Annotated in this window: 25 protein-coding genes; 7 read left to right on the top strand and 18 right to left on the bottom strand. The window is 69.9% G+C overall.

Annotated elements, in window-relative coordinates; all coding sequences use genetic code 11:
• Positions 1-328: 328 nt before the first annotated feature.
• Positions 329-634, top strand: coding sequence for an STAS domain-containing protein (locus OG538_RS13415; RefSeq protein WP_406093344.1), 306 nt, complete (start codon positions 329-331; stop codon positions 632-634).
• A 38-nt stretch (positions 635-672) separates the two neighbouring features.
• On the opposite strand, the gene OG538_RS13410 is transcribed toward OG538_RS13415, so the two are convergent.
• From OG538_RS13410 to OG538_RS13395, 4 genes are all read right to left on the bottom strand, one after another.
• Complete coding sequence (locus tag OG538_RS13410) at positions 673-993, bottom strand: hypothetical protein (protein WP_406093342.1); 321 nt, start codon at positions 991-993, stop codon at positions 673-675.
• Complete coding sequence (locus OG538_RS13405; protein WP_406093340.1) at positions 990-1988, bottom strand: sigma-70 family RNA polymerase sigma factor; 999 nt, start codon at positions 1986-1988, stop codon at positions 990-992. Before OG538_RS13405 ends, OG538_RS13410 begins: the two co-directional genes overlap by 4 nt.
• Before the next feature lie 99 nt (positions 1989-2087).
• A complete protein-coding gene (locus tag OG538_RS13400) occupies positions 2088-2804 on the bottom strand; it encodes a L,D-transpeptidase family protein (protein WP_406093338.1) in 717 nt (238 codons plus the stop codon).
• A gap of 87 nt (positions 2805-2891) precedes the next feature.
• Positions 2892-4217: an MFS transporter gene (locus tag OG538_RS13395; RefSeq protein ID WP_406093336.1), complete on the bottom strand. Its 1326-nt coding sequence runs from the start codon at positions 4215-4217 to the stop codon at positions 2892-2894.
• A gap of 63 nt (positions 4218-4280) precedes the next feature.
• On the opposite strand from OG538_RS13395, the gene OG538_RS13390 reads away from it, so the two are divergent.
• A complete protein-coding gene (locus OG538_RS13390) occupies positions 4281-5234 on the top strand; it encodes a LysR family transcriptional regulator (RefSeq protein WP_406093334.1) in 954 nt (317 codons plus the stop codon).
• 9 nt (positions 5235-5243) lie between these two features.
• On the opposite strand, the gene OG538_RS13385 is transcribed toward OG538_RS13390, so the two are convergent.
• Entirely contained in the window at positions 5244-5432 is a 189-nt protein-coding gene (locus tag OG538_RS13385; RefSeq protein ID WP_406093332.1) for a DUF397 domain-containing protein, read from the bottom strand.
• Complete coding sequence (locus tag OG538_RS13380; protein ID WP_406093330.1) at positions 5429-6277, bottom strand: helix-turn-helix domain-containing protein; 849 nt, start codon at positions 6275-6277, stop codon at positions 5429-5431. Before OG538_RS13380 ends, OG538_RS13385 begins: the two co-directional genes overlap by 4 nt.
• 144 nt (positions 6278-6421) lie before the next feature.
• On the opposite strand from OG538_RS13380, the gene OG538_RS13375 reads away from it, so the two are divergent.
• Positions 6422-6880, top strand: a complete 459-nt coding sequence (locus OG538_RS13375; RefSeq protein WP_406093328.1) for an ATP-binding protein — start codon at positions 6422-6424, stop codon at positions 6878-6880.
• Positions 6881-6904: 24 nt separating this feature from the next.
• Here OG538_RS13375 and OG538_RS13370 read toward each other — a convergent pair whose 3' ends face one another.
• The 5 genes from OG538_RS13370 to OG538_RS13350 form a co-directional block, all read right to left on the bottom strand.
• Entirely contained in the window at positions 6905-8221 is a 1317-nt protein-coding gene (locus tag OG538_RS13370; RefSeq protein ID WP_406093326.1) for a hypothetical protein, read from the bottom strand.
• Positions 8218-8910, bottom strand: coding sequence for a hypothetical protein (locus tag OG538_RS13365; protein WP_406093324.1), 693 nt, complete (start codon positions 8908-8910; stop codon positions 8218-8220). Before OG538_RS13365 ends, OG538_RS13370 begins: the two co-directional genes overlap by 4 nt.
• Positions 8911-9010: 100 nt before the next feature.
• Positions 9011-10678 (bottom strand): hypothetical protein, encoded by a 1668-nt coding sequence (locus tag OG538_RS13360; RefSeq protein WP_406093322.1) that lies wholly within the window; start codon positions 10676-10678, stop codon positions 9011-9013.
• Between the two features lie 267 nt (positions 10679-10945).
• Entirely contained in the window at positions 10946-11764 is an 819-nt protein-coding gene (locus OG538_RS13355) for an alpha/beta fold hydrolase (RefSeq protein ID WP_406093320.1), read from the bottom strand.
• 100 nt (positions 11765-11864) lie between these two features.
• The gene (locus OG538_RS13350) at positions 11865-12536 is read right to left on the bottom strand and encodes a DUF4097 family beta strand repeat-containing protein (protein WP_406093318.1); all 672 of its coding nucleotides are present in this window, start codon (positions 12534-12536) and stop codon (positions 11865-11867) included.
• 224 nt (positions 12537-12760) lie between these two features.
• On the opposite strand from OG538_RS13350, the gene OG538_RS13345 reads away from it, so the two are divergent.
• Positions 12761-13516: a helix-turn-helix domain-containing protein gene (locus OG538_RS13345; RefSeq protein ID WP_406093316.1), complete on the top strand. Its 756-nt coding sequence runs from the start codon at positions 12761-12763 to the stop codon at positions 13514-13516.
• A gap of 58 nt (positions 13517-13574) precedes the next feature.
• On the opposite strand, the gene OG538_RS13340 is transcribed toward OG538_RS13345, so the two are convergent.
• On the bottom strand, positions 13575-14336 hold the full coding sequence (locus OG538_RS13340; RefSeq protein ID WP_406093314.1) for an alpha/beta hydrolase: 762 nt from the start codon (positions 14334-14336) through the stop codon (positions 13575-13577).
• Between the two features lie 113 nt (positions 14337-14449).
• Between OG538_RS13340 and OG538_RS13335 the strand changes: the two genes are divergently transcribed.
• Together OG538_RS13335 and OG538_RS13330 are read left to right on the top strand one after the other, a co-directional pair.
• On the top strand, positions 14450-15604 hold the full coding sequence (locus OG538_RS13335) for an adenosine deaminase (protein ID WP_406093312.1): 1155 nt from the start codon (positions 14450-14452) through the stop codon (positions 15602-15604).
• Between the two features lie 134 nt (positions 15605-15738).
• Positions 15739-16053, top strand: coding sequence for a hypothetical protein (locus OG538_RS13330; RefSeq protein WP_406093310.1), 315 nt, complete (start codon positions 15739-15741; stop codon positions 16051-16053).
• A gap of 80 nt (positions 16054-16133) precedes the next feature.
• Here OG538_RS13330 and OG538_RS13325 read toward each other — a convergent pair whose 3' ends face one another.
• The 5 genes from OG538_RS13325 to afsQ1 form a co-directional block, all read right to left on the bottom strand.
• The gene (locus tag OG538_RS13325; RefSeq protein ID WP_406093308.1) at positions 16134-16340 is read right to left on the bottom strand and encodes a PspC domain-containing protein; all 207 of its coding nucleotides are present in this window, start codon (positions 16338-16340) and stop codon (positions 16134-16136) included.
• Between the two features lie 93 nt (positions 16341-16433).
• Complete coding sequence (locus OG538_RS13320) at positions 16434-17048, bottom strand: VanZ family protein (RefSeq protein WP_406093306.1); 615 nt, start codon at positions 17046-17048, stop codon at positions 16434-16436.
• Between the two features lie 101 nt (positions 17049-17149).
• Positions 17150-17767 carry a hypothetical protein gene (locus OG538_RS13315; RefSeq protein ID WP_406093304.1) on the bottom strand — a complete coding sequence of 206 codons (618 nt, stop codon included), beginning with the start codon at positions 17765-17767 and terminating at the stop codon, positions 17150-17152.
• Positions 17764-19302: an ATP-binding protein gene (locus OG538_RS13310; protein ID WP_406093302.1), complete on the bottom strand. Its 1539-nt coding sequence runs from the start codon at positions 19300-19302 to the stop codon at positions 17764-17766. The genes OG538_RS13315 and OG538_RS13310 overlap by 4 nt, the downstream gene beginning before the upstream one ends.
• On the bottom strand, positions 19299-19976 hold the full coding sequence (afsQ1, locus tag OG538_RS13305; RefSeq protein WP_185095372.1) for a two-component system response regulator AfsQ1: 678 nt from the start codon (positions 19974-19976) through the stop codon (positions 19299-19301). The genes OG538_RS13310 and afsQ1 overlap by 4 nt, the downstream gene beginning before the upstream one ends.
• Positions 19977-20168: 192 nt before the next feature.
• On the opposite strand from afsQ1, the gene OG538_RS13300 reads away from it, so the two are divergent.
• Entirely contained in the window at positions 20169-20930 is a 762-nt protein-coding gene (locus OG538_RS13300) for a SigE family RNA polymerase sigma factor (protein WP_406093300.1), read from the top strand.
• Positions 20931-21143: 213 nt separating this feature from the next.
• Here OG538_RS13300 and OG538_RS13295 read toward each other — a convergent pair whose 3' ends face one another.
• A complete protein-coding gene (locus OG538_RS13295) occupies positions 21144-21815 on the bottom strand; it encodes a uridine kinase (RefSeq protein ID WP_406093298.1) in 672 nt (223 codons plus the stop codon).
• Positions 21816-21865: the final 50 nt, after the last annotated feature.

The raw sequence follows: 21865 nt of genomic DNA, 5'->3' as shown, positions 1-21865 counted from the left end.
TCTCCCCGAGGTGTCCCACGGTCGACCAGGCGCTCAGGGCGCCGGCCGACGTGTGCCACCCGCCCCGTCGGCACGGTATCCACCGTGACGCCGCCGCGCGCGCGAACATGCCGGGTGACCTGCGGGTTCCTCGTGAGGGGGACGGCGTCGGTGGGCTGCTGCCGGCCCTCTTCCGCGTGCTGGACCCGGTGACGCAACACGGCCGGGTACGGCGGGAAGCCGATGAGGCCCGAGCCGGGCGGGCCTGATCTGGAGCGGGTCTTCACCGTCGGCCGGGAAGCGCCGCGCCGCCGCGATGAGTTTCCGTTGCGGCGCCGGTCTCCTTGGTATGGATTCCTTGTCCCCGGTCGCTCTCGTCGTGTCCGGGCGCGTCACCCGAGCCGGTGTGCCCCGCCTCTGCGCCGATCTGGAAGCGGTACTGGCCGCGTCGGACGCCGCGGTGGTGGACTGCGACGTCGGCGGCATCGTCGACCCGGATCTGACCTCGGTGGAGGCGATCGCCCGCCTGTCGCTGGTCGCGCGCAGGGCGGACGGCAGACGGCTGCGGCTGCGCGGCACGCCCCCGGAACTCCAACTGCTGCTCGATCTGGTGGGGTTGGGAGAGGTCGTCGGGCTTGCGGAGGATCCTGCCTGAGCCGGCCGTCGCCGTCCGGGCAGCCGGTGCACCACCCCTCAGGGCCGGGCGATCACCGCGTAGTCGCAGACCACCTGGGTGAGACGGGCCTGCCCGTCGGGCCCCACGGGCGCACGTTTCGCCGGCAGGCCCGGGGGCGACGGATCCGGCGTCCGGTGCTGCGCGCGCTTCGCGGACCGCACCGCCTGCGCACAGTCGAACTCCGGCTGCGGGCCCGGCTCCGCGCCGGAAGCCGGGGGCGTGACGGGGCCCGGCCCCGCGGTCGCCACCGGCTCACCGACCCACTGCGTGGCCCCCCAGCCGACGCCCGCGAGCACCACCCACCCCGCGACGAGCCCCCGCACCGCCCCGCGTCTCACACGGCATCCGCCTCAAGGTGATCCGGCAGACCGAACAGCGGGAACCAGCGCGCGGTGTCCAGGAAGCAGTGCATCCCGGTGATCGCGCCGTCCTGGATGTCGATGACCTGGACCGCCCACGGCACGAAGCCGGGTCCCTCCGGGTTCGGCTTGTAGTGCGCGAACGCCGGAGTGCCGTTGGCGGACGTGGCGACCAGCCGGGAGTTCTCGCAGGCGGCGCCGATCGACGTCATGAAGCCGGTGATGTCGTCGTGCCCCTGGAGCCAGAGGTCGAACGGCGGCATCGTCATGACCGCGTCCTCGTGGAGCAGGGCGGTCAGCGCCTTCATGTCGTAACCCTCGAACGCCGCCACGTACCGCTCCAGGAGCTTCGCCTGCTCCTCGTCCAGCGGATTCGCCGCGTCAGCGGTGGCGGCATCGCCCTGGTGGTCGGTGAGCGTCGCGCGAGCCCTCTGGAGTGCGCTGTTGACCGAGGCGACCGACGTGTCGAGCAGCTCGGCGACCTCGCTCGCCCTCCACGCGAGGACCTCGCGCAGGATCAGCACGGCCCGCTGCTTCGGCGGCAGATGCTGGAGCGCGGCGACGAACGCCAGCCGTACCGACTCGCGCGCCACCGCGGCCTCCGCCGGGTCCTCGACCGACGGCAGGATCCGCCCGTCCGGCATCGGCTCCAGCCAGGTGTTCTCCGGGAGGGGATTGAGCGCGGCCTGCGCGAGCGGGGTCGGGCCGGACAGATCGACCGGCCTGGCCCGCTTGTTGCCCGCGTTCAGCATGTCGAGACAGACGTTCGTCGCGATGCGGTAGAGCCAGGACCGCAGCGACGAACGTCCCTCGAACTTGTCGATGTTGCGCCACGCGCGCACCAGGGTGTCCTGGACCGCGTCCTCCGCCTCGAAGGCCGAGCCGAGCATCCGGTAGCAGTAACCGGTCAGCTCGACCCGGTGTCCCTCAAGACGGCTGTCGATATCGGTCGCCGTCGCCGTCAGATCACTCATCGCTTCACTTCACCCCTGTTGCGCTGTGACACCGCTCACTTCAGCACTTCGGAAGCTACCGCAGGGCACTGACAACGGGGGCGGGAAGAGCAGAAGCGGTCACGTTCCGAGCTTGCGCCCGTACACGTACACGTCGTCGCCGTTCTTCAACAGGTTCCAGTATGACTTCGCGTCGGCGGTGCGCATGTTGACGCAGCCGTGCGAGCCCGGCGGGTTCCACATCTTCACGCCCACCGCGTGGAAGGCCTGCCCGCCGTCGAAGAACTGGGAGTACGGCATCGGCACGTTGTAGATGGTGGAGACGTGGTTCTTGTGCTTCCAGTAGATCTTCTTCGCGCCGGTCCGGGTCTCGTACCCGTTACGCCCGGTCCGTACCGGCACCGGCCCGAACTTCAGCTTGCTGCCGTCCTGGATCCAGCTGATCTGCCGGGTCAGGTCCACGCACGCGATGCGCCCCTTGTTCGTGGGGCACTTCTTCGCCTTGTTCGGGGTCTTACCGGCCGCCTTCTGGGCGGTGAGCGTCTGCATGGTGCGCCAGGTGATGGGACCGGCGTAACCAAGGGTGGGGGTGACCCCGTACGTGCTCTGGAACGACCGGATCGCCTTGCAGTCGGCGGCCGACTGCTTGCCGTCCACCTTCAGGTGCAGATACTTCTCGGCCTGCTTCTGGTACGGCCCCTTGGAGGCCGTGCACGACGCCGCCTGGGCGGTGCCGCCGGTGCCGAGCACGAACGCCGGTATCGCCGTCAGACCGGCGACGGTCAGCGCGAGCACGCGCCGCGTCCGTACGCTCCGCATATTCCCCGTGACTCTCATGTGAACCCCAACTCCCCTTCGCGCGCTGTGCGGTGCTTCCGCCTGCTAGACGCGCGTCGGGGAGTCGATGGTTGTGCGCCGAATGTCTCAGTTCTGTACGGGTCGGCTCCGTACGGAGATCACCGCGCTCGGCCGCAGCCGCTCGGCGCGGGCAGCCCGCGACCCGTAGAGCGTGATCGACACGACTCCGAGCACCGCGACCAGGCCCAGCGTGACCGTGCCCGCCCAGCCCCCGGCGTGGAAGGCGACCGCGCCCAGCGTGCCGCCCGCGCTGGAGCCCAGGTAGTACGCCGACTGGTAGAGCGCCGACGCCTGGGCACGGCCCGTGGTCGCGGTCCGGCTCACCGATGACGAGGCGACCGCGTGCCCGGCGAAGAAGCCGGCCGTGATCAGGACCAGGCCGAGGAGGACGGCGGCCAGCTGGTCGGCGAGCGAGAGCAGCAGACCGGCGGCCGTGGTGGAGACGGCGAGGTAGAGCGCACCCCGGCGCCCCGTCCGGGCGACGAGCTTGCCCGCGGCGGCGGAGGAGACCGTACCGACCAGATAGACGAGGAAGATCGAGCCGACGACACCCTGCGGGAGGTTGAAAGGCGCCTCGACGAGCCGGTAGCCGATCACCGTGTAGACCGCGCCGAACACCGTCATGAACAGGGCGCCGATCGCGTACAGCCGACGCAGCAGCGGGTCGGAGAGGTGTCCGCCGACGGTCTTCGCCAGAGCCCTCGGGTTCAGCGAACCGGGGGTGAAGTGCCGAGCCCGCGGGATCATGAGGTGGAAGACGATCGCGCAGGCCACGGCCAGCAGCCCGACCGCGCCGAGCGCCGCCCGCCAGCCCCATGCCTGGGCGATCCAGCCGGTGAGGATACGGCCGCTCATCCCGCCGATGCTGTTACCGGCCACGAACAGCCCGATCGCGGCAACCAGGGCCTTCGGCCGGACCTCCTCCGCCAGGTACGCCATCGCGGAGGCGGGCAGACCGGCGAGTGCCGCGCCCTGGACCGCACGCAGGGCGATCAGCCAGCCGAGCGAGGGGGCGAACGGTACGAACAGGCCCACCACCACGGCCACGGCCAGCGAGGCGGTCATCATCTGCCGCCGGCCGAACCGTTCGGACAGCGCGCTCATCGGCAGCACACACAGCGCCAGCGCACCCGTCGCGGCGGACACCGTCCAGCTCGCCTGTCCGGCCGTGGCGCCGAAGGACGCGGAGACGGCCGGCAGCAGGGCCTGGGTGGAGTAGAGGAGTGCGAACGTCGCGACACCGGCGGCGAAGAGCGCGAAGCTCATCCGGCGATAGCCGGGGCGTCCGGGCTCGAGCCGCTCCGAGACGGCGGGAACGGTTGCGGCGACGGGGGACGACTGGGTCGAGGCGGCCACGATGAGGGTGGACGCCCCGGTACTGGCAGGAGGCATGCCACGAACGTAGGCCTGCCACCTTTCATGCGTCCAATGCACAAACACGCGATAATCAATCCCATGGCGCATCAGCACAGCTCACAGCCTCGACTGTCACCAAGCAGTTACGAAGAAGACATTCGCGCGGTACTCGCGCCACGCCTCGCGTACTTCGAGGCGGTCGCCCGCCACGAGCACGTCACCCGCGCCGCGCACGAGCTGGGCGTCCCGCAGTCCACGCTCTCCCGGGCGATGGTCCGCCTGGAACAGGACCTGGGCGTCGCCCTGTTCGCCCGCAAGGGCCGCACGGTGTCCCTGACCCCCGCGGGCCGCACCTTCCTCGGTTCCGCGGAACGGGCACTCGCGGAGGTGGAGAAGGCAGCCGACTCGGTACGGGCCGACGCCGACCCCACCTCCGGCAAGGTCGCCTTCGGCTTCCTGCACACGATGGGCTCGGAAACCGTCCCCGCCCTCATCCGCGCCTTCCGCGTCGACCACCCCCGGGTCCGCTTCCAGCTCGTCCAGAACTACGGCGAAGCCATGATCGAGCGCCTCCGCGCGGGCGGCCTGGACCTGTGCCTCACCTCACCGGTCCCGGACGCCCCGGACCTCGTCGCCCGCCGTCTGGACGAACAGCGGCTGCGCCTGGTCGTCCCCGAGGACCACCGCCTGGCCACCCGCCGCCGCGTCCGCCTGGCGGAGGCCGCCGACGAAACCTTCGTCACCCTGGAACCCGGCTACGGCCTGCGCCGCATCACGGACGACCTCTGCACGGAGGCGGGCTTCGTCCCCCGTGTCGCGTTCGAGGGCGAGGAGGCGGAGACATTGCGCGGCTTGGTCGCGGCCGGCCTGGGCGTGGCGCTGCTGCCGCCTCCGGCGGTGGCCCGCCCGGGGGTGGTGGAGCTGACGGTGACGGCGCCGCGGGCCGCCCGGGAGATCGGCGTGGCCTGGCTGGACGGCCATCCGGACACGCCGCCGGTCGCGGCGTTCAAGAAGTTCCTGCTGTCGCGACGGGGGAATCTGCTGCCGGACTGAGGGGGCGGGTCAGGAGGCGGCGGACGCGTACGCGGTGAAGTCCGACCAGGCGGCGGCGGAGACGGTGAACGGGCGGCGGTCCGTGTCCTTGGAGTCGCGTACGTGGACGGCGTCGGGGTGCAGGGAGACCTCGATACAGTTGTCGCCATCGCCGCCGCTGTAGCTGCTCTTGAACCAGTTCAGCTCTGTGGTGCTCATAACGCTCCTCGCATCTGTTCCAGCAAGTTCACCGTAGCCCGGCAATCCAGGGCCTGGGAACGCAGCTTGCCATAGCGCTGAAGCAGGATGCTGACTTCGCTCGGAGCGGTGAGCAGGGCGCTTGAGCGGTGCCCCTCGGTGTAGCCGAACCACTGATTACCGGGGCTCTCGGCCAGATACATCTGCCCGTCGATTCCCGTGTGGTCCTCCTGCCTGAACGGCATGACCTGGATCTCGACGTTGGTGTACCGGCCGATGCTGAGCAGGTGGTCGATGACGACGGCCGTGACGTCCCCTCCGCCCACCTGACGCTCCAGAATTCCTTGCTCGATGATGAAGCTGAAAGCGGTGTTGGGGCGTTGGGTCAGGAGGCGCTGCCGCTCAAGGCGAGCCGTTACCTGTCGGTGGATCTGCGTCCCGGTGAGTGGCGGAAGCTGGCGCTCGAACACTGCCCGGATGTAGTCCTCCGGCTGCAGCAGTCCTGGAATGCCCCGGCACTCGTACGCGTACAGCGTGATCGCCTCCTCCTCGATCCCCGCCCATTGCAGGAACCAGCTCGCCAGGCCTGCCTTCCTCCGCAGGCTTCGTGCGGCAGCTCCCAGGACCTTGCCCGCGACTGGCCCGAGAGCTTCCGCCGCCCTCTCCGGGAGGCTCGCGGGCGGGAATCTCTTGCCCTGCTCGATCTTGGCGATGTAGGCGGGCGAGTACTGCACTCGGGGCGCGAGATCCTCCTGGGTCAGGCCGGCGGCCTCGCGCAGAGCTTTCAGGACCGCCCCGAATGTCCTCAGGCCGTCGGACAGTTCGGGTTCGCTGCCCGCCGTCGTGCTCTCGTGGTCCGCCGTCATCGCCGCCCCGTCTTCCGTGCATCGATCAACTCGACAATGATCACGGACAGTTACCCGGCCCGTCCAGGGCGTCAACCCATACAGGCGGATCTGTATGGGCGTCGTTCCTGCTGGAAGCCAGGGTCGAGGCGGAACGCTTGGCGCATGACAGCACTGCAATCCCAACCCCCCGTAACCGTAAGTCCGTTCGTCCAGAGGTGCTCCGCCACCCGCCTCGGTGCGACCCTCGCGCGGCGCCTTGCCGTATGGAAGCTCGACGTCTGGGGGATCCCGTACGGCAGCCCGCTCTCCGACACCGTGGCCCTCCTCGTCGCGGAGCTCGCGGCGAACGCGGTCCTGCACGGACGCGTTCCGGGGCGCGACTTCGAGCTGCGGCTCTCGTACGCGCACACGACCGGCGTCGTACGCGTCGAGATCTCCGACACTCACGAGGCCCGGCCGGATCCGTCCGCCGTCGAGCAGCCCGACGCAGTGGCGGAGGGCGGCCGGGGCCTGCTCATCGTCGAGGCCGTCGCCTGCCGCTGGGGCGTGAGCGACAGGGGTGGGCCGGGCAAGACCGTGTGGGCGGAGACAGGGCCGGCCGGGGTGCCGGGCGTGCTGTGAGGCACTGTGCGAGAGCGGAACGTATTACGCAGCCCGCCGCCACCTCGCTGCCGACTCGACCAGCACCCGCAGCTCCTCTCGTCCCCGTTCCACAACTGCCAGTAGCTCCGCGGGCTGGGCATCGGACGGCAGCGGAGTGTCGGCCAGCAGGTCGAGCACCGTGCACGGAGTGTCCAGCCAGTGCTGGAGGGCCCTCCAGCGTCGGGTGCGCTTCTTGTCCAGATGCGGATCCCAAGGATCGGATGCGTAGGGCGTACGGTCCTCGCCGTAGGCGAACAGCAGACCGGAGCGGCGAATCAGACAGGGGAAGCAGAGCCCGCAGTGGGCGAGGCGCGCTTGGTTTCCCTGGCGGGCCGGGGGAGTTCCACAGCTCAGCGTGGCCTCCAGAACCTCCTGGGGCAGACCGGCGTCCCGTGCCATCGCGCACACCCCGCCCTTGGTGAGTGAGGCGAAGGGATTGACGACTCGTAGCGCCACATCAGGGGTGTCCGTGATCTCTGCGACGACGCGGTTGAGGTGATACAGCGTCCAGGGGTGCACCGAGCGAGTGGAACAGGAGCCGGCACGGGCGGCGGAAAGGGGAGGGTTCAGAGCGAGCTGTCCGTTCTCGGGGATGTGGACGACGGGGACGCGCTCGGCCGCTGCGGCGTGTACGGCTGCGGTGGCGTACAGCAGACCCCGTGAGCGCGTGGAGCGTTCCAGCTCGAACGTGGCCCCTTTGGGCTTGCGTACGGTCTGACTCTGTTCGAGGCGGCGCAATGGACGCTTGCTCTGCCCTAGTACCGCCTCGTACACGGAGTCCTGAAGTGCCTCGAAGTTCCGCTCCTGGAAGGTGACCAGGAGCAGGGCGCCCGAACTGATTGTGGTGGCCCGCTGTGCCGCCCAGCCAAGGGAATCCAGACCACCGGAGAAGAGGCTCACTTCACGGGCGTATTCCTCGGTGTCGAAGGTCAGGGGTCCGGACCGGGTCCGGTCGGCGTCGAAGGGGCGGAACTCCACTTCCCAGCGGTCTCCCGTCACTGTCGTGAGCAGCTTGGTGAGGTGCGGAAGGGCACGGGCCCAGGCGCCGGGAGCGGTGACTGGGACGGAGAGGCGGATATGGCGGGTCCAGCGGTCGAAGGTTGCATTTCTGGAGGTGCAGCGATCTGCGGCAAAGACGGCACGAGCAACCCGCTGGAGATCGTCCGCCCAGTCCGGGGCGGGCGCGAAGAGCAGGCGGCGGTCGGGCGCGCGTTTTGAGGACTCCCAGTAAAGATCATCGCTCAACGGCTGCCAGGGGAGGCCGGGCGCAGGGGCTCCCGGGTGGGCGCGCCAGGAATAGAGGACCGGTCTCGTGGTCATGCGGCTGGTGTCTCCTCGCTGCGAGGGGTGTTCGGCCCGGAGCCGGTATTGGTGAGCAGTCCGAGTGCCGCTCCGACGGCGCGCGGGACCAGACCACGTGCGACCTGCGCCAGGGCAAAGGCCGCCGGATTTGTCACGGCGGCCACATCCTCCTCGGCTTCTGCCGCTGCATCGAGGAGCGCGGCCGCCTCCTCGCACGGGTTGGGCACCAGGCCCAGCACCCGCTCGGCGACCCAGTCCGCGATGTGGTCGTCCGGGTCGGCCAGGGGCAGTACCGGAACCACTAGCTTGACCTTCTCGGCTATGACGACGCGCAGGAACTCGGCCACGATGTCCGCGAAGAACCACTGGTAGAGGAGACAAAGCAGGTCGCCGGGCCATTGGCTTCCGCCTGGGGCGAGAACCTCGGGACAGTGCCTTGCCAACCGGTCCGCAGTCGCCGCGGCCGCTCGCCTCACGGCTGCGTCCGAGATCGTACCGCCCTCGCCGCCCACGGCTGCGGTGAAACGGGACACGAACTCCGTGCGGTCCATTCCGTTGTCCGCCGCGTCCGGGCCGACGTCGGCACCGCCGTCGTTCTGCGGCGCCGACTTGGTGTGCATGACGGTTGTCAGGCGCTCTCCCGCCGCGCACGCGACGTCATACAGACCGAACGCGGACGGATCCTCGCGCAGCGTCCGGTGCAGCACATTCAGATGGTCCTCGGCGATCGCATCCAGCGCCGGGAATTCGTAGGCATCCGGTACGCGATCCGCCTTCCCGCCCTGACGTCGGTGGTCCGCGACGCCTTCACGGCTTGCTGAACGTGACCTCCTTCGAGTCCTTGTCACGCTTGAAGTTGCCGGCGAAGCCCCAGTTCTTCCAGCCGCCGTCGCCGTTGTTGGTGATCGTGCCGTCCTTGACGGCGAACACGTCGACACCGTCCACCACCGCGAGGTGTTCGAGGCCGGAGACCGCGGAGAACGAGATCTCGTTGAAGTTCTTCACCGCGATGATGTTCGTGCCGGGGAAGCTGCGGCTGTATTCGTCGACCAGCGACTGGTTCAGTTCGGCGTCCCCGCCGGGCGCCTTGCCGCTGTAGTCGGTGCCGGGGTAGGGCCCGCCGTCCGTGTTCGTGTACTTCGGTGCCCCGTCGTCGAAGTCGACCGATTCCGTTCCTGTGGCTAGGGCGTCGGCGTCCAGGTCGGCGGGTTCCGGCTGCTCGAAGGTGGCATCCTTGCCGTCGCGGGTGACGTCGCCGTAGTACGCCCAGTTGGTGTAGCCGCCGTCGCCGTCGTTGCTGAACGTGCCCTTGTCGAAGACGTAGACGTCGAACACCGCCCGGCCCGAGGCGATTTCGTCCTCGGATTCGTCGGAGTGGTACTCGTTGGAGTTCAGCCGGTACCTGCTGTGGTCGATGAGCGTGTCCGGCTTCTCGGCCCAGTGCGAGGACTGCTCCGAGTGCATCGCGACCACGTTGTAGTCGGGGTAGCAGCGGCGCATGTCGTTCACGAGCATCCGGACCGCCTGCGTCGAACCCTCGTTGTCCAGCGGGGAGTACGTGTCGTAGTACCGGCTCCGGTCGGGCGGTTCCTGGCCCTCGATCTGGCAGCCCTCGTCGCCGGGCTTCCAGTCCTTCTTGCGCTTCGGGCGGGGAGGCTCCTCGAACGTGACGGTGCGGCGGTCCTCGCTGACGTCGAAAACACCCTTGAACGCACGGTTCTTCCAGCCGAGGTCGGCGTCGTCCGCCCAGGTGAACTTCCCTTTCTTGAACGCGTAGACGCGGTATGTCGTGCCGCTGATCTCGACGGTCTGGATCATGGCCGCGCCGTCCATCTGCTGCAGATCGCCCTCATGAGGCTGTGCGATGACGATGTTGTAGTCGGGGAGGCAGTAGGAGAGATCGTCGAGCGCCAGCTTGACCCGCTTCTCCTTGTTCTTCTCGTTGCTGATCTTCTCCGCGACGAAGTTCACCAGGTACGAGTAGCCCCAGGCGGCAGTCTTGCCGACGGTCCCGCTGCCCGGTACGGAGACCGAGGAGTGCGACGACCGCTCCCGTGGCTCGAAGCACAGGCTCGGGAGCGCGTTGCCTTGGGTGTCGTCGGACCTGTTCTCTGTGTTGCCTCGGGGCTCGTTGACCGGTCCGCCGCGCATGTCACCGGGCAGCCCGCCGGTGTCACCCGGCTGGGCGCCGGAGGTGTCGGCCGGTGTGAAGGACTTGGCGTCGGGGGGATTCCCGCCGCCTGCGACATCGTTGTCATAATTGACGTCGTTGTCACTCTGGCAAGAGGCGCCCCCGCCGAACTCCAGGACGCGGCAGACCTGCTGCTGCGCCGTGTCAGCGATGTCACCCCCGACGGACGTGGCAAGGATTGCGCCGACCACGGTGGCCGCCACCGTCACCATCGCCACGTACTCGATCGCCGACTGTCCCGCGCTCGTGCGCGGGTCCCGGCGCGTTCGTTCGCTGCTGTGCACGTCTCACCTCGTCATGGCTCGCTCGGATCGCGTCACCGGGAGCCGTGCGGCTGCCGGGTGTGAACCGTAGCCAGCGCGACGGGGCCCACGGACAGTGCCCAAAGGCCCATACCAGGACCTAAATCGGGAGTGTGGGACCCTCGCGCGTGGGGGCGGCCCCTGGGGTGCGAAGCGGCGCAAGCAGCGTGCCAGCTGATCCCCGCACCCCCGGGCAAGGTCGCCTTCGGCTGCCTCCGCACGATGGGCTCGGCAACCGTCCCCGTCCCTTCAGCGCGGGCCGTGGTCGAGGGTGGCGACCTCGCGTACGGCCTCGGCGACCGCCAGGAAGTCCTTCTTCAGGATCGAGTCGTGGTTGCTGGCGACCTTCGCGCTGATCTTGATGTGTGCGTTGCGGGCGACCACACCGTCGAGGCTGGCGCGGATGAGCTCCTGTTCGTCGCCCTTGCTTCCCAGGGAGTTGCCCGATGCGACGACGTACCGCGCCGGGACGGTGATGCTGTCCAGTACGGGGCCCAGTTCGCGCTCGCGGGCGAGCTTGCCGAGTTCGATGTTGCAGTCCGCCATCTGGGCGGCGTTCATGCGCGGGGTCAGGCCGGTCGGGCGCAGCAGCGGCATGAAGAGGTTCAGCCGGCGAAAGGTCTTGCGGATCCGCTGCTCCATGGCCTCGTCCAGCCAGTCGTGCGGCTGTGCGCCTTCGACCATGACGACGCCCAGGGTGCGGTCGGGATTGCGGCCGGCCCAGTGTGCTGCGACGAACGCCCCGTAGGACCAGCCGACCACGAGCGCCCGGTCGACGCCCCTGGCCGCGAGGACGGCGTCGACGTCCCGGACGGCGGCTTCGAAGGAGTAGTCCGCGGAACGCTTCGACTTCTTGCCGCGGGCCCGCTCGTCGTAGGTGATGTGCCGCCATCGCGTGCCCAGTTCCGCTATGACGTGCCGCCAGTAACCCTGGGTGGCGAACTGGCCGTTGAGGTAGATCACGGGGATTCCGGAGCCGCCGGTGTCCGTGACGGCCAGGGCCGTGTCCTCGACCGGCACCATGCCGGTCCACGCCGAACCGGTCGAGGAAGGGCTGTGCTTCGTCATGTGGTTCTCCTGGTCGCGTCGGGTGTGCGTCTCGTGCGGCTTCGCAAGGCCCTGTGTGCGGACCGCGGCCCCTTGGGTCCGATGGGCCGCGCTCGCTTCCTTACAGGCTGCGGGCGGTGATGTCGCCGTGGTCGGTGGTCGCTTGGATGTTCAGGCCGGCCGCGGCGCCTTCGGTGTTCCTCAGCGTGTTGTGGACCCGGCCGTAGCCGGTGCCGGCGTCCAGGGCGGCAGAGACTCCGTGGGCGGCGCCGACCGTCACGTCGCCCGTCCGGGTGCGCAGCACGAGCGTGCCGGAGGTGGCCTCGGTGATGTGGATGCTGCCCTTCTGGGTGCTGATCTCCGCGGCGCCGGTAAGGCGGCCGACCGTGACGTCGGCGGCGTGGGCGGTTACGTGCACGCTCGCGGCCTCGTCGATCCTGACCGCGCCGTGTGCGCCCTCGCAGGTGACGGCGCCGAGCCGTCCGACGCCGCGGAACTCGGCGCCGGCCGCTTTCGAATCGATACGGGATCCGGCGGGCAGTTGGACGGTCACCTCGATGGAACCGGATGCGCCGAGGAGCTGGTTCTTCTCCGCCGGGGCCTTGACCCGCAGGACACCGTCGGTGAACTCGACCGTGGTCTGCTCCGCCGCCTTCACGTCGCGGCCCTTGGAGGCGTCGGCGGGCAGGACCGTGACGGTGGTGTCAGCCCGGTCGGCGCCGATGACCTGGATGCGCCCTGCGGTGATGTCCACGACGGCGGAGATCGTGGCGGGGGTGTCGAACTTCTGCATGGTGCTCTCCTTGTGTGTTCTTCGTTTCTTACATTGGAAAAGCTACGTTGCGTTCGATGATCCGGCAACGAACTTATTGCGTCCAAATCGCATAGAAGCAGGTCGTGGTGCAGATTTCGTTGCAATGGTTGCGCAGCTAATGCAATGCCAGGATGACTGTTCGTTGCATTGGGGTGTGGGCGAACGCTACGCTGGCGACATCACGGACGACGAAGGGGACCGCGATGCCGGGAGGCAGACTCACCCAGCAGGAACGCCAGCAGATCGCACTGGGCCTGGCCGACGACCTCGCCTACGCGGAGATCGCCCGACGTCTCGACCGCCCCACCTCGACGATCACGCGTGAGGTGATGCGTAACGGGGGTCCCGCCGCCTACCGTGCCGAACTGGCCCACCGTGCCACCGAACGCCGCGCCCACCGGCGCAGGAACGCCCCGCCCCGAGCGCAGGGGGCACCGGTTCCGGCCGGCGGGAGCGACGACGAGGCCGTGCGCGAGTACGAGGAGGCTTTCACCACCCTCCTGATGCAACAGGGCCTGCCCAAGATGGCGGCTCGGGTGCTGACCTGTCTCTTCATCGCCGACGCGGGCAGCCTCACCGCGTCCGAACTCGTCCGGCGCCTCCAGGTCAGCCCGGCATCCGTCTCCAAGGCGATCGGGTTCCTCGAGGGTCAGGGACTCGTCCTGCGGAAACGCGACGAACGCCGCCGCGAGCGCTACTTCGTCGACGACGACGTCTGGTACCGGTCGACGATCGCCAGCGCCCACGGCACCGCCCGGATCGCCGAGACCGCACGGCAGGGTGTCGGCATCCTCGGCCGCGACAGCCCCGCCGCCGCCCGCCTCGAGAACATCGCCCGCTTCAGCGACTTCATCAGCGAGAGCATTCTTCGCGCCGCGGAGCAGGTCCGCGAAATCCTCCACGCGAAGCCCGAAACGAGCGCGGGCGGTACTGCCGAACCGGATGCGGACCGCGGATAGGGCATCGCGCGTCCGACGGGCGACCTCGTTGCGGCGGCACGGAGGCCGTGCCCGCCCCTCACCCCCGCAACGACTTCCCGAACCCCGCGGCCAGCGGCATCCGCAGCCCCAGTGGCGGTGGGGCTGCCAGTGCGTCGGCGACCGGGCGGGCGTAGGAGTGGGCGAAGAGGGAGCCGCGTACGAAGTCGGCTGCCAGGGCGGCCACTTCGGCGTGGTGCTGGCGCAGGGCGTGGCCGTCCGAATGGACCTCGAAGCGGCAGGTGTCGCGGTTGGACTTCTTGGCACGTTCGGCCAGGCGGAACGACAACTCCGGGTCGGAGCGCGCGTCGTTCGTGCCGTGGACCAGCAGGACCTGACGGCCGACCAGGTGCTTGACCGGTTCCGGTTCGGCGTCCGGGTCGCCAGGGAGCCAGGGGGCCAGCGCGAGGACCGAGGTGACTGCCGGATGGCCGCCCGCGCGGAGGGCCGCTCGACCGCCCATGCCGTGGCCGGCCAGGCAGACCGGGATGTCGCCGTAGCGGCGTACGGCCTCGTCCACCGCCCACTCGGCGTCCGCCGCCAGGTGGGCGTCCGTGGTGTTCCAGCCGCGGCAGCGGTAGTGGACGACGTGCGCGGCGAGGCCGTCGGTGCCGCCGGCACGGGCCAGCGACCGGGCCAGCGGGAGCTGGAGGGCGTAGGTGAGGGGGGAGGGGCGGCGGTGCGAATAGGGCTCGCCGTCCGGGAGCAGCAGCACGACGCCGCTGACCGTGGTGGATGCTCCGGCCGTACTGACGGCCCGTCCCAGCCTTGCAGCAGGCAGGGGGAGTGCGCGCTGTGCCATGACGTAACAGTGTCAGAAGGGCAGGTGTACGCCACCCGTATTCGCGGTCTCTGTTACGTATCGGCGAGCGGCGCCCAGCGGCGCTCTACGCGCGTAGGCGCTAGAGTGCGTGGATGATGAGCCCGACCCTCAATGTGCCCGGCCAGGATCAGATCCGGCGTGCCCCCAAGGTCCTTCTCCACGACCACCTCGACGGCGGACTGCGCCCCGGGACGATCGTCGACCTCGCCGCGGCGAACGGATACGACGGACTGCCGGAGAGCGATCCCGACAAGCTCGGCACCTGGTTCCGGGAAGCCGCCGACTCCGGGTCGCTGGAGCGCTATCTGGAGACGTTCGCCCACACCTGCGCCGTCATGCAGACCCGTGACGCCTTGGTCAGGGTCGCCGCCGAGTGTGCGGAGGACCTGGCCGCCGACGGCGTCGTCTACGCCGAGATCCGGTACGCCCCCGAGCAACACCTGGAAGCCGGTCTGACCCTCGAAGAGGTCGTCGAGGCCGTCAACGAGGGCTTCCGCGAGGGTGAGCGCAGGGCGCGTCAGGACGGCAACCGGATCAGGGTGGGTGCGCTGCTCACCGCGATGCGGCATGCCGCACGGTCGCTGGAGATCGCGGAGCTGGCCAACCGCTACCGCGAGCAGGGCGTCGTGGGCTTCGACATCGCGGGCGCCGAGGCGGGCTTCCCGCCCACCCGGCACCTCGACGCGTTCGAGTACCTCAAGCGCGAGAACAACCACTTCACCATCCACGCGGGCGAGGCCTTCGGTCTGCCGTCGATCTGGCAGGCCATCCAGTGGTGCGGCGCCGACCGGCTCGGCCACGGTGTCCGGATCATCGACGACATCGAGGTCGCCGAGGACGGCAGCGTGAAGCTCGGCCGCCTCGCCTCCTACGTACGGGACAAGCGCATTCCGCTGGAGCTGTGCCCGACCTCCAACCTGCAGACCGGTGCCGCGGCCTCGTACGCCGAGCACCCCATCGGGCTGCTGCGCCGGCTCCACTTCCGGGCCACCGTGAACACGGACAACCGGCTGATGAGCGGTACGAGCATGAGTCAGGAATTCGAGAAGCTGACCGAGACCTTCGGATACACACTCGACGACATGCAGTGGTTCACCGTCAATGCGATGAAATCAGCATTCATTCCTTTCGATGAACGTCTGGCGATGATCAGCGACGTCATCAAGCCCGGATATGCCGAGCTGAAGTCCGAATGGCTCTTCGAGCAGACCGCTGCGACCAGCGTGTCTACCTCGCTCGCCGGCTGATCGAGCGCTTTCTGGGAACGGCCGGGAACGTGATTCCCGGCCGTTTTCCGTGTTCCTCGATGTTTGCGGGACGGGCAGTGGGCTGACTACCTTGCAGAGCCGCTCACATCCCCTTCCCCAAGGATGAATTTCACATGAAGCAGTCTGCTGCCAGGACTCTCGGCGTCGCCGCTCTCGGTGCCGCCTTCGCCGCTGCCGCCGCCGGTACCGCATCGGCCTCCGCCCTGCCGCTGGAGACCGCGACCAGCGCACTGCCCGTCGCCGGCGCTCTGGCGAACGCCACGTCGACCCTCCCGGTCCAGGACACCGCCACCGAGCTCCTCGGCACCAGCCAGACGAAGGTCCTGGGTGACGTCGCCGCCCCCGCCAAGGGTCTCCTCGGTGGCCTGCCCGCCGGTGGTCTGACGACCAGCGGCCTGTCGGCCAACGGTCTGCCGCTCGGCCGCTGAGACCGGTCGACCGCTCCGCACCTGCCTGTGGGCGGGCACCCGTTGCCGGGTGCCCGCCCACAGGCGCGTGTACGGGGTGACTACCAGGCGGTCGCGGCGGACGACGGCCGCTCCTCGGGGAACAGCAGCCACAGCGCCAGGTAGAGCAGGAACTGGGGGCCCGGGAGCAGGCACGAGACGACGAAGATGATGCGCATGGTCCTCGCGGAGGTGCCGAAGCGCCGTGCCAGCGCTGCGCACACTCCGCCGAGCATGCGTCCGTCACGGGGGCGGGCAAGTGCGGCCATGGTGGGCTCCTTCGCGAACCGTTGCGGAGGGAGCGGTCCGTTGCGCTCCCGGTGTATCCAGGATGGCGCGCGCAAGGGGGGATGAACGTCGCCCTACGGGGCGATACCGACCCTGGAAATCGTCGGGGTCGACCCCTGAGGCGCCGCCGATCCGTAAGGGCCGTGCGGCCCGTGAGACCGCTGAGGCCCGGGAGACGCCTGAGCCGTCCCAGCCTCCCGCCCGATCCGGGGCAGCGCCCCCCGCTGCTGCTCGCGGTGGCGTAGTCGCGCCCGCCAGGCCGGGACGATCAGGGCGTGGGCCAGCGCGACGCCGATGGTGTTCAGGATCAGCGAGTCGACGTCGACGACCTGGCCGGGAACCCCGGTCTGGCCCAGCTCGATGGCCAGCGAGATCAGCGCTCCGGCCGCGACCGTACGGGTCAGCGAGGACCACGGGGAGACGAAGAGGCGGCCTCCGGCCAGCGGAAGCAGTACGCCCAGGGGAGCCAGCAGCAGGAGCTGCTTGCCGATGCCGCGGGCGGCGGCCGCCGGGCCGAGGGACAGATCGGCCTTGATGCCGGCGAACGGCTGGAGGTTGGCGGCGGTCATCCACGGCACGTCCAGCGGTCGCAGAGTCAGCCACCCGACGAGCAGCAGATGCGCGAGGAGCAGTGACACTCCGACCACGCGGAAGCGGATGACGGCTTGGCCGCCCGAACCTTGACGCACGTGACCCAAGACGCGGGCGGCGGCAGGATCGGTTCCGCTCGGGCCGGGGAGACCTGGCTCACCCCATGCGACGCCCTGCGCCGCGGGCCCGCCCGTCCGGCTCAGGACAGTAGGGCCGCGCCCGTCGTCGGTACGGTCTCGGGGCTGGCCTTGGTCTCCGTGGTGCACAGGTAGCCGCGCGGCGCGTAGTCACCCGGGCCGCCGAGCACCACCGAGCCGTCGGGGACGAGCGGCTCGCTCTCGGTGAACGTACAGACGATCTGCGCCAGCGCCTCGGACGGGAGGTCCTCCGGCTGCTCGCTGAGGCGCAGGGTGCCCTTCGGATCGCCCGCGCGGGGGCCGCTGATCCGGAGCGGCGCCGGAACATGGGTGGAGAACCCGGCCCTCTCCTCCGCGCTCGGCGGTGCCTGGCGCAGTTCGTCCAGGAGGGCCCGGGCGATCCGGAGCCGGTCCGACGTCGTCTCCTGGACCCGCACCGCGCGGTCCACGGTGACCAGTTCCGAGGCGCAGACCAGATAGACCTGCACGGGGATGCCCTGCTGGGCCTGCGTGGCGATGTCCTCCGCCGGCATCGCGCACGGCACCCGGGACGGAGCCGGGCCCGCGTCGACGGGGACCGAGGTGGTCCTGATCCCGCAGCCCGCCGCCAGTACGGCGCAGAGCGCGGCACCGGCCAGGGCTGCGGCGGGGCGGCGGCCCCGGCGTTCGCTGGGCGTCACGTCGCGTCGTCCTCCTCGTCCGGGATCTCCGCGTCGTGACCCTCGGCGGTCCGGTCCAGTGCCTCGGCGTCGCGCGGCAGGCGCAGGACGAATATCGCGCCGTCGCCGTCCGGCGAGTTGGCGGCGGTGATGTCGCCGCCGTGGATGTGCGCGTTCTCCATGGCGATCGACAGGCCGAGACCGCTGCCCTCGGAACGCGGCCGGGAGGCGCTGGCCTTGTAGAAGCGGTCGAAGACGTGCGGCAGTACGTCCTCGGGGATGCCGGGGCCGTGGTCACGCACCTCGATGACGAGGTCGTCGCCCTCGGTCCGCACCGCGACCCGTACCGGCGAACCGCCGTGCTTCAGCGCGTTGCCGATCAGATTGGCCAGGATCACGTCGAGCCGGCGCGGATCGAGGCGGACCATCATGCCGCGCTCGGCGTCCAGGTCCACCGCGTCCAGCCAGGCGCGGGCGTCGATGCAGGCGGTCACCTGGTCGGCCACGTCCACGGTGTCGAGGACGAGGCGGGCCGTGCCCGCGTCGAAGCGGGTGACCTCCATCAGGTTCTCCACCAGGTCGTTGAGGCGTCGGGTCTCGCTGACCACCAGGTGCACGGCGGGCGCGATCATCGGGTCGAGGCTGTCCGCCTCGTCCTCCAGCACCTCGGCGACCGCGGTGATCGCGGTGAGCGGGGTGCGCAGTTCGTGCGACATGTCGGCGACGAAGCGGCGGCTGGACTCCTCCCGCGCGCTCATGTCCGCGACCTTCTTCTCCAGGGAGCTCGCCGTTCTGTTGAACGTTCTGGAGAGATCGGCGAGTTCGTCGGTGCCGGACACCACGAGCCGGGTGTCGAGCTTGCCTTCGCCGAGCTTGCGGGCCGCGTCGCCGAGCCGCTGCACGGGACGCAGCACCGTCGTCGCCGCGGCCTGCGCGAGCAGGGCGGATCCGACCAGGGCCAGCGCGGTGGCGATCCCCAGTGACCAGGCGAGGGAGTTGAGGTCCTGCCGTTCCTGGTCGAGGGACTTGAGCATGTAGCCGGTCGGACCGCCGCCGATGATCTTCGTGCCGGCGACGAGGTACGGCGTACCGCGGATCGAGGTCCGCTGCCAGAACAAGTGGTACTGGTACTTGTTGCCCGCCTTGACCTGCTGCTTCCTGTCGACCTGCTTCTGCAGCGACACCGGCACGTTGTCGCGGGTGAAGGTGTCCAGGTCGGAGTTGCCGACGATCGGCTTGCCGGGATCGCGCTCGTCGATCAGCAGCACGCTGTAGCCGGGGCTGCTGCTGGCCATCTGTACGGCGGCGGCCTGCAGGTCCTCCTTGGTGGGCCGCAGTGGCAGGGATGCCGCCCGGCCCTGCATCTCCTGGCGGAAGTCCCCGAGCGCGGAGTCCTGCGTACGCGTCAGCACCGCCTCGCGGTTCAGCCAGTACGCGATCCCGGACGCCGACACCGCGGCGGTCAGCGCCACCAGCGCGAACACGACGACGAGCCGCAGCCGCAGGCTGGTCCAGCGGAGCCCGGCGAGCAGGCTCCGCCGTACAGCTGTGCTCACTGCGGCGAGTCCAGCCGGTACCCCACGCCCCGCACGGTACGGATCAGGGTCGGCGAGGACGGCACGTCCTCCACCTTCGCGCGCAGCCGCTGGACGCAGGCGTCCACCAGCCGGGAGTCACCGAGGTAGTCGTGCTCCCAGACCAGGCGCAACAGCTGCTGGCGGGACAGGGCCTGGCCCGGCCGGCGGCTCAGCTCCAGGAGGAGACGCAGCTCGGTCGGCGTGAGCTGCAGGTCCTCCCCGTTCTTCGTCACGGTCATGGCGGACCGGTCGATCACCACGCTGCCGAACGTGGCGGAGTCGGTGGACTCGCGCTCACCGCGGCGCAGCACCGCGCGGATCCGGGCGTCGAGCACCCGGCCCTGCACGGGCTTCACCACGTAGTCGTCGGCACCGGACTCCAGACCGACCACGACGTCGATGTCGTCGCTGCGCGCGGTCAGCAGGATGATCGGCAGCTGGTCGGTGCGCCGGATGCGCCGGCACACCTCGAAACCGTCGATCCCGGGCAGCATCACATCCAGCACGACCAGGTCGGGTCGCTGCTCGCGCAGCAGGTTGAGGCCGTCCTCTCCCGTCGCCGCGGTGGCCACACGGTGGCCCTGGCGAGACAGCGAGAGTTCGAGGGCCGTGCGGATGGCGTCGTCGTCCTCGATCAGCAACAGGAAAGGCACGTTGGTCATTCTGACCCATGGGGGTGCCCTAGTTCGACAGTTGGTCCCCTCTCATGCACCCGGCAGCCCCGAATCGTGTCTGCGCCGGGCCCTGTGACAGGTCTGTGACAGTCGGCGGACAGGGCCATGAAATCGCCCCGGCAAGCTCGTTGACACAAGGAACGGACGGACTCCACCGACGGGGGGCGCGAGATGAACGCAACGCACAGCATCACCACCAGCGCAGTTGTCACGCGTCTCCACGACATCGGGCGGAGCACCGAGAAGTCCGGCGCCGCAGTGAACGGACGGGGGTGCGTTCGAGGCGCCGGGCGTCAGCACCCGTCATACATGACGGTGGTCGACGCGCCCGCCGCCACGGGGGCGGGCAACGGGGGAAGCACGTACGGGGAGGTCACGGGGGAGCGGAAGGCCCCGGCGCAGTCCGAGGACGCCGAAGTGGCGTTCACGGCCTACGTCCGGGAGCGCCGCGCCTCCCTGTACGCCACCGCCTATCACCTGACCGGTGACCGGTTCGAGGCCGAGGACCTGCTGCAGAGCGCCCTCTTCTCGACGTACCGGGCATGGGACCGGATCAGCGACAAGGCGGCGGTCGGCGGTTATCTGCGCCGCACCATGACCAATCTGCACATCAGCGCCTGGCGCAGGCGCAAGCTGAACGAATACCCGACCGAGGAGCTGCCGGAGACGGCGGGGGACACGGACGCGATGCGCGGTACGGAGCTGCGCGCCGTGCTCTGGCAGGCGCTGGCGCGACTGCCCGAGACGCAGCGCACGATGCTGGTCCTGCGCTACTACGAGGGCCGTACGGACCCGGAGATCGCGTCCATCCTCGACATCAGTGTCGGCACGGTGAAGTCCAGCATCTGGCGGTCGCTCCGCCGGCTGCGCGAGGACGAGGTCCTCAGCTTCGGCCGTGACGAGGAGGAGTCCTTCGGCGAGCTGGTGGCCTGAGGCGACGGGGGAACGGGGATACGGGGGAACGGGATCGCCGCTTCGGGGGAGGCGGCGGTGCACGGGGGCGCAAGGCCGCTGCTTCGGTGAAGACGGCGGTGTACGGGGAAGTCGAGGGGTCGGACGGGCCGGGGGGTCCTGTCCGGCCCTTCGGCGCGTTCTGGGTTCCGGGGCGCGGGCCTTACGGGCGCGCCGCCCCCGGGACCCCGCTCCTCAGTCCCCGGAGGGGCTTGTGTGTGCCGTCCGCAGACTCGGCTTCGCCGTCGCGGGCGTACGGCAGCGGCCCGCCGCCGCGGCGGCCAGCCGGCCCAGTGCCTCGTCCTTGCCGCAGGGGTGCGCCCCCAGTTCCGCCTGGCGTGCCACGATGCGGCGTTCGGCCCGCATCAGCCGCCAGCCGCGACGCAGCAGGAACGGCACGGACTTGCGGCCCTCCCGCAGGTCCCGCAGCAGTCGGCGGCGGAACGTCGTCGACGGGCGGCCGCGCAGGCACAGGGCATCCGCCAGGAGGCCCAGTGACTGGCACCGTTCGACGATGTCCGCGGCGAAGATCCCCTCGGCGACGAAGAGCGGCGTGCGCTCGATGTGGAAGCCCTCGTGGCCCGTCCGGGAGCTGGTCGCGATGTCGTACACCGGTATGTCGGTGCGCCCGGTGCGGCACAGCTCCGTGATCGCGGTGACCGCCGCGTCGGCGTCCCAGGACAGCGCGGAGTCCCAGTCGATGTCCGTACTGCCGGTGACGAGCGGCAGGGTGGGGTCGCCCGCCTCCTTGTAGAAGTCGTCCAGCCGCAGCACCGGAAGACCGGTACGGGCGGCCAGGGAGGACTTGCCGGAGCCGGAGGGGCCCGCCAACAGGACGACGCGGGTCGGAATCGCTTGGGAGCTCACAGAACACAAGTGTGAGGCATTGACCCGCACAGGGGATCCCCGGAGGTCTT

This window comes from Streptomyces sp. NBC_01013 (assembly GCF_045162765.1).
Classification (GTDB): domain Bacteria; phylum Actinomycetota; class Actinomycetes; order Streptomycetales; family Streptomycetaceae; genus Streptomyces.
Note: the sequence above shows the minus strand (reverse complement) of the source record. Positions and strands in the feature narration are given on the sequence as shown.

What these genes read in the sequence shown, in the direction of transcription:
- OG538_RS13350 (WP_406093318.1), bottom strand. Translation starts at nt 12,536, where the DNA reads ATGCAGAAGTTCGACACCCCCGCCACGATCTCCGCCGTCGTGGACATC.
- OG538_RS13325 (WP_406093308.1), bottom strand. Translation starts at nt 16,340, where the DNA reads ATGGCCGCACTTGCCCGCCCCCGTGACGGACGCATGCTCGGCGGAGTG.
- OG538_RS13380 (WP_406093330.1), bottom strand. Translation starts at nt 6,277, where the DNA reads ATGACGGCGGACCACGAGAGCACGACGGCGGGCAGCGAACCCGAACTG.
- OG538_RS13340 (WP_406093314.1), bottom strand. Translation starts at nt 14,336, where the DNA reads ATGGCACAGCGCGCACTCCCCCTGCCTGCTGCAAGGCTGGGACGGGCC.
- OG538_RS13335 (WP_406093312.1), top strand. Translation starts at nt 14,450, where the DNA reads ATGATGAGCCCGACCCTCAATGTGCCCGGCCAGGATCAGATCCGGCGT.
- OG538_RS13390 (WP_406093334.1), top strand. Translation starts at nt 4,281, where the DNA reads ATGGCGCATCAGCACAGCTCACAGCCTCGACTGTCACCAAGCAGTTAC.
- OG538_RS13375 (WP_406093328.1), top strand. Translation starts at nt 6,422, where the DNA reads ATGACAGCACTGCAATCCCAACCCCCCGTAACCGTAAGTCCGTTCGTC.
- OG538_RS13405 (WP_406093340.1), bottom strand. Translation starts at nt 1,988, where the DNA reads ATGAGTGATCTGACGGCGACGGCGACCGATATCGACAGCCGTCTTGAG.
- OG538_RS13345 (WP_406093316.1), top strand. Translation starts at nt 12,761, where the DNA reads ATGCCGGGAGGCAGACTCACCCAGCAGGAACGCCAGCAGATCGCACTG.
- OG538_RS13400 (WP_406093338.1), bottom strand. Translation starts at nt 2,804, where the DNA reads ATGAGAGTCACGGGGAATATGCGGAGCGTACGGACGCGGCGCGTGCTC.
- OG538_RS13330 (WP_406093310.1), top strand. Translation starts at nt 15,739, where the DNA reads ATGAAGCAGTCTGCTGCCAGGACTCTCGGCGTCGCCGCTCTCGGTGCC.
- OG538_RS13370 (WP_406093326.1), bottom strand. Translation starts at nt 8,221, where the DNA reads ATGACCACGAGACCGGTCCTCTATTCCTGGCGCGCCCACCCGGGAGCC.
- OG538_RS13300 (WP_406093300.1), top strand. Translation starts at nt 20,169, where the DNA reads ATGAACGCAACGCACAGCATCACCACCAGCGCAGTTGTCACGCGTCTC.
- OG538_RS13415 (WP_406093344.1), top strand. Translation starts at nt 329, where the DNA reads ATGGATTCCTTGTCCCCGGTCGCTCTCGTCGTGTCCGGGCGCGTCACC.
- OG538_RS13355 (WP_406093320.1), bottom strand. Translation starts at nt 11,764, where the DNA reads ATGACGAAGCACAGCCCTTCCTCGACCGGTTCGGCGTGGACCGGCATG.
- OG538_RS13385 (WP_406093332.1), bottom strand. Translation starts at nt 5,432, where the DNA reads ATGAGCACCACAGAGCTGAACTGGTTCAAGAGCAGCTACAGCGGCGGC.
- OG538_RS13395 (WP_406093336.1), bottom strand. Translation starts at nt 4,217, where the DNA reads ATGCCTCCTGCCAGTACCGGGGCGTCCACCCTCATCGTGGCCGCCTCG.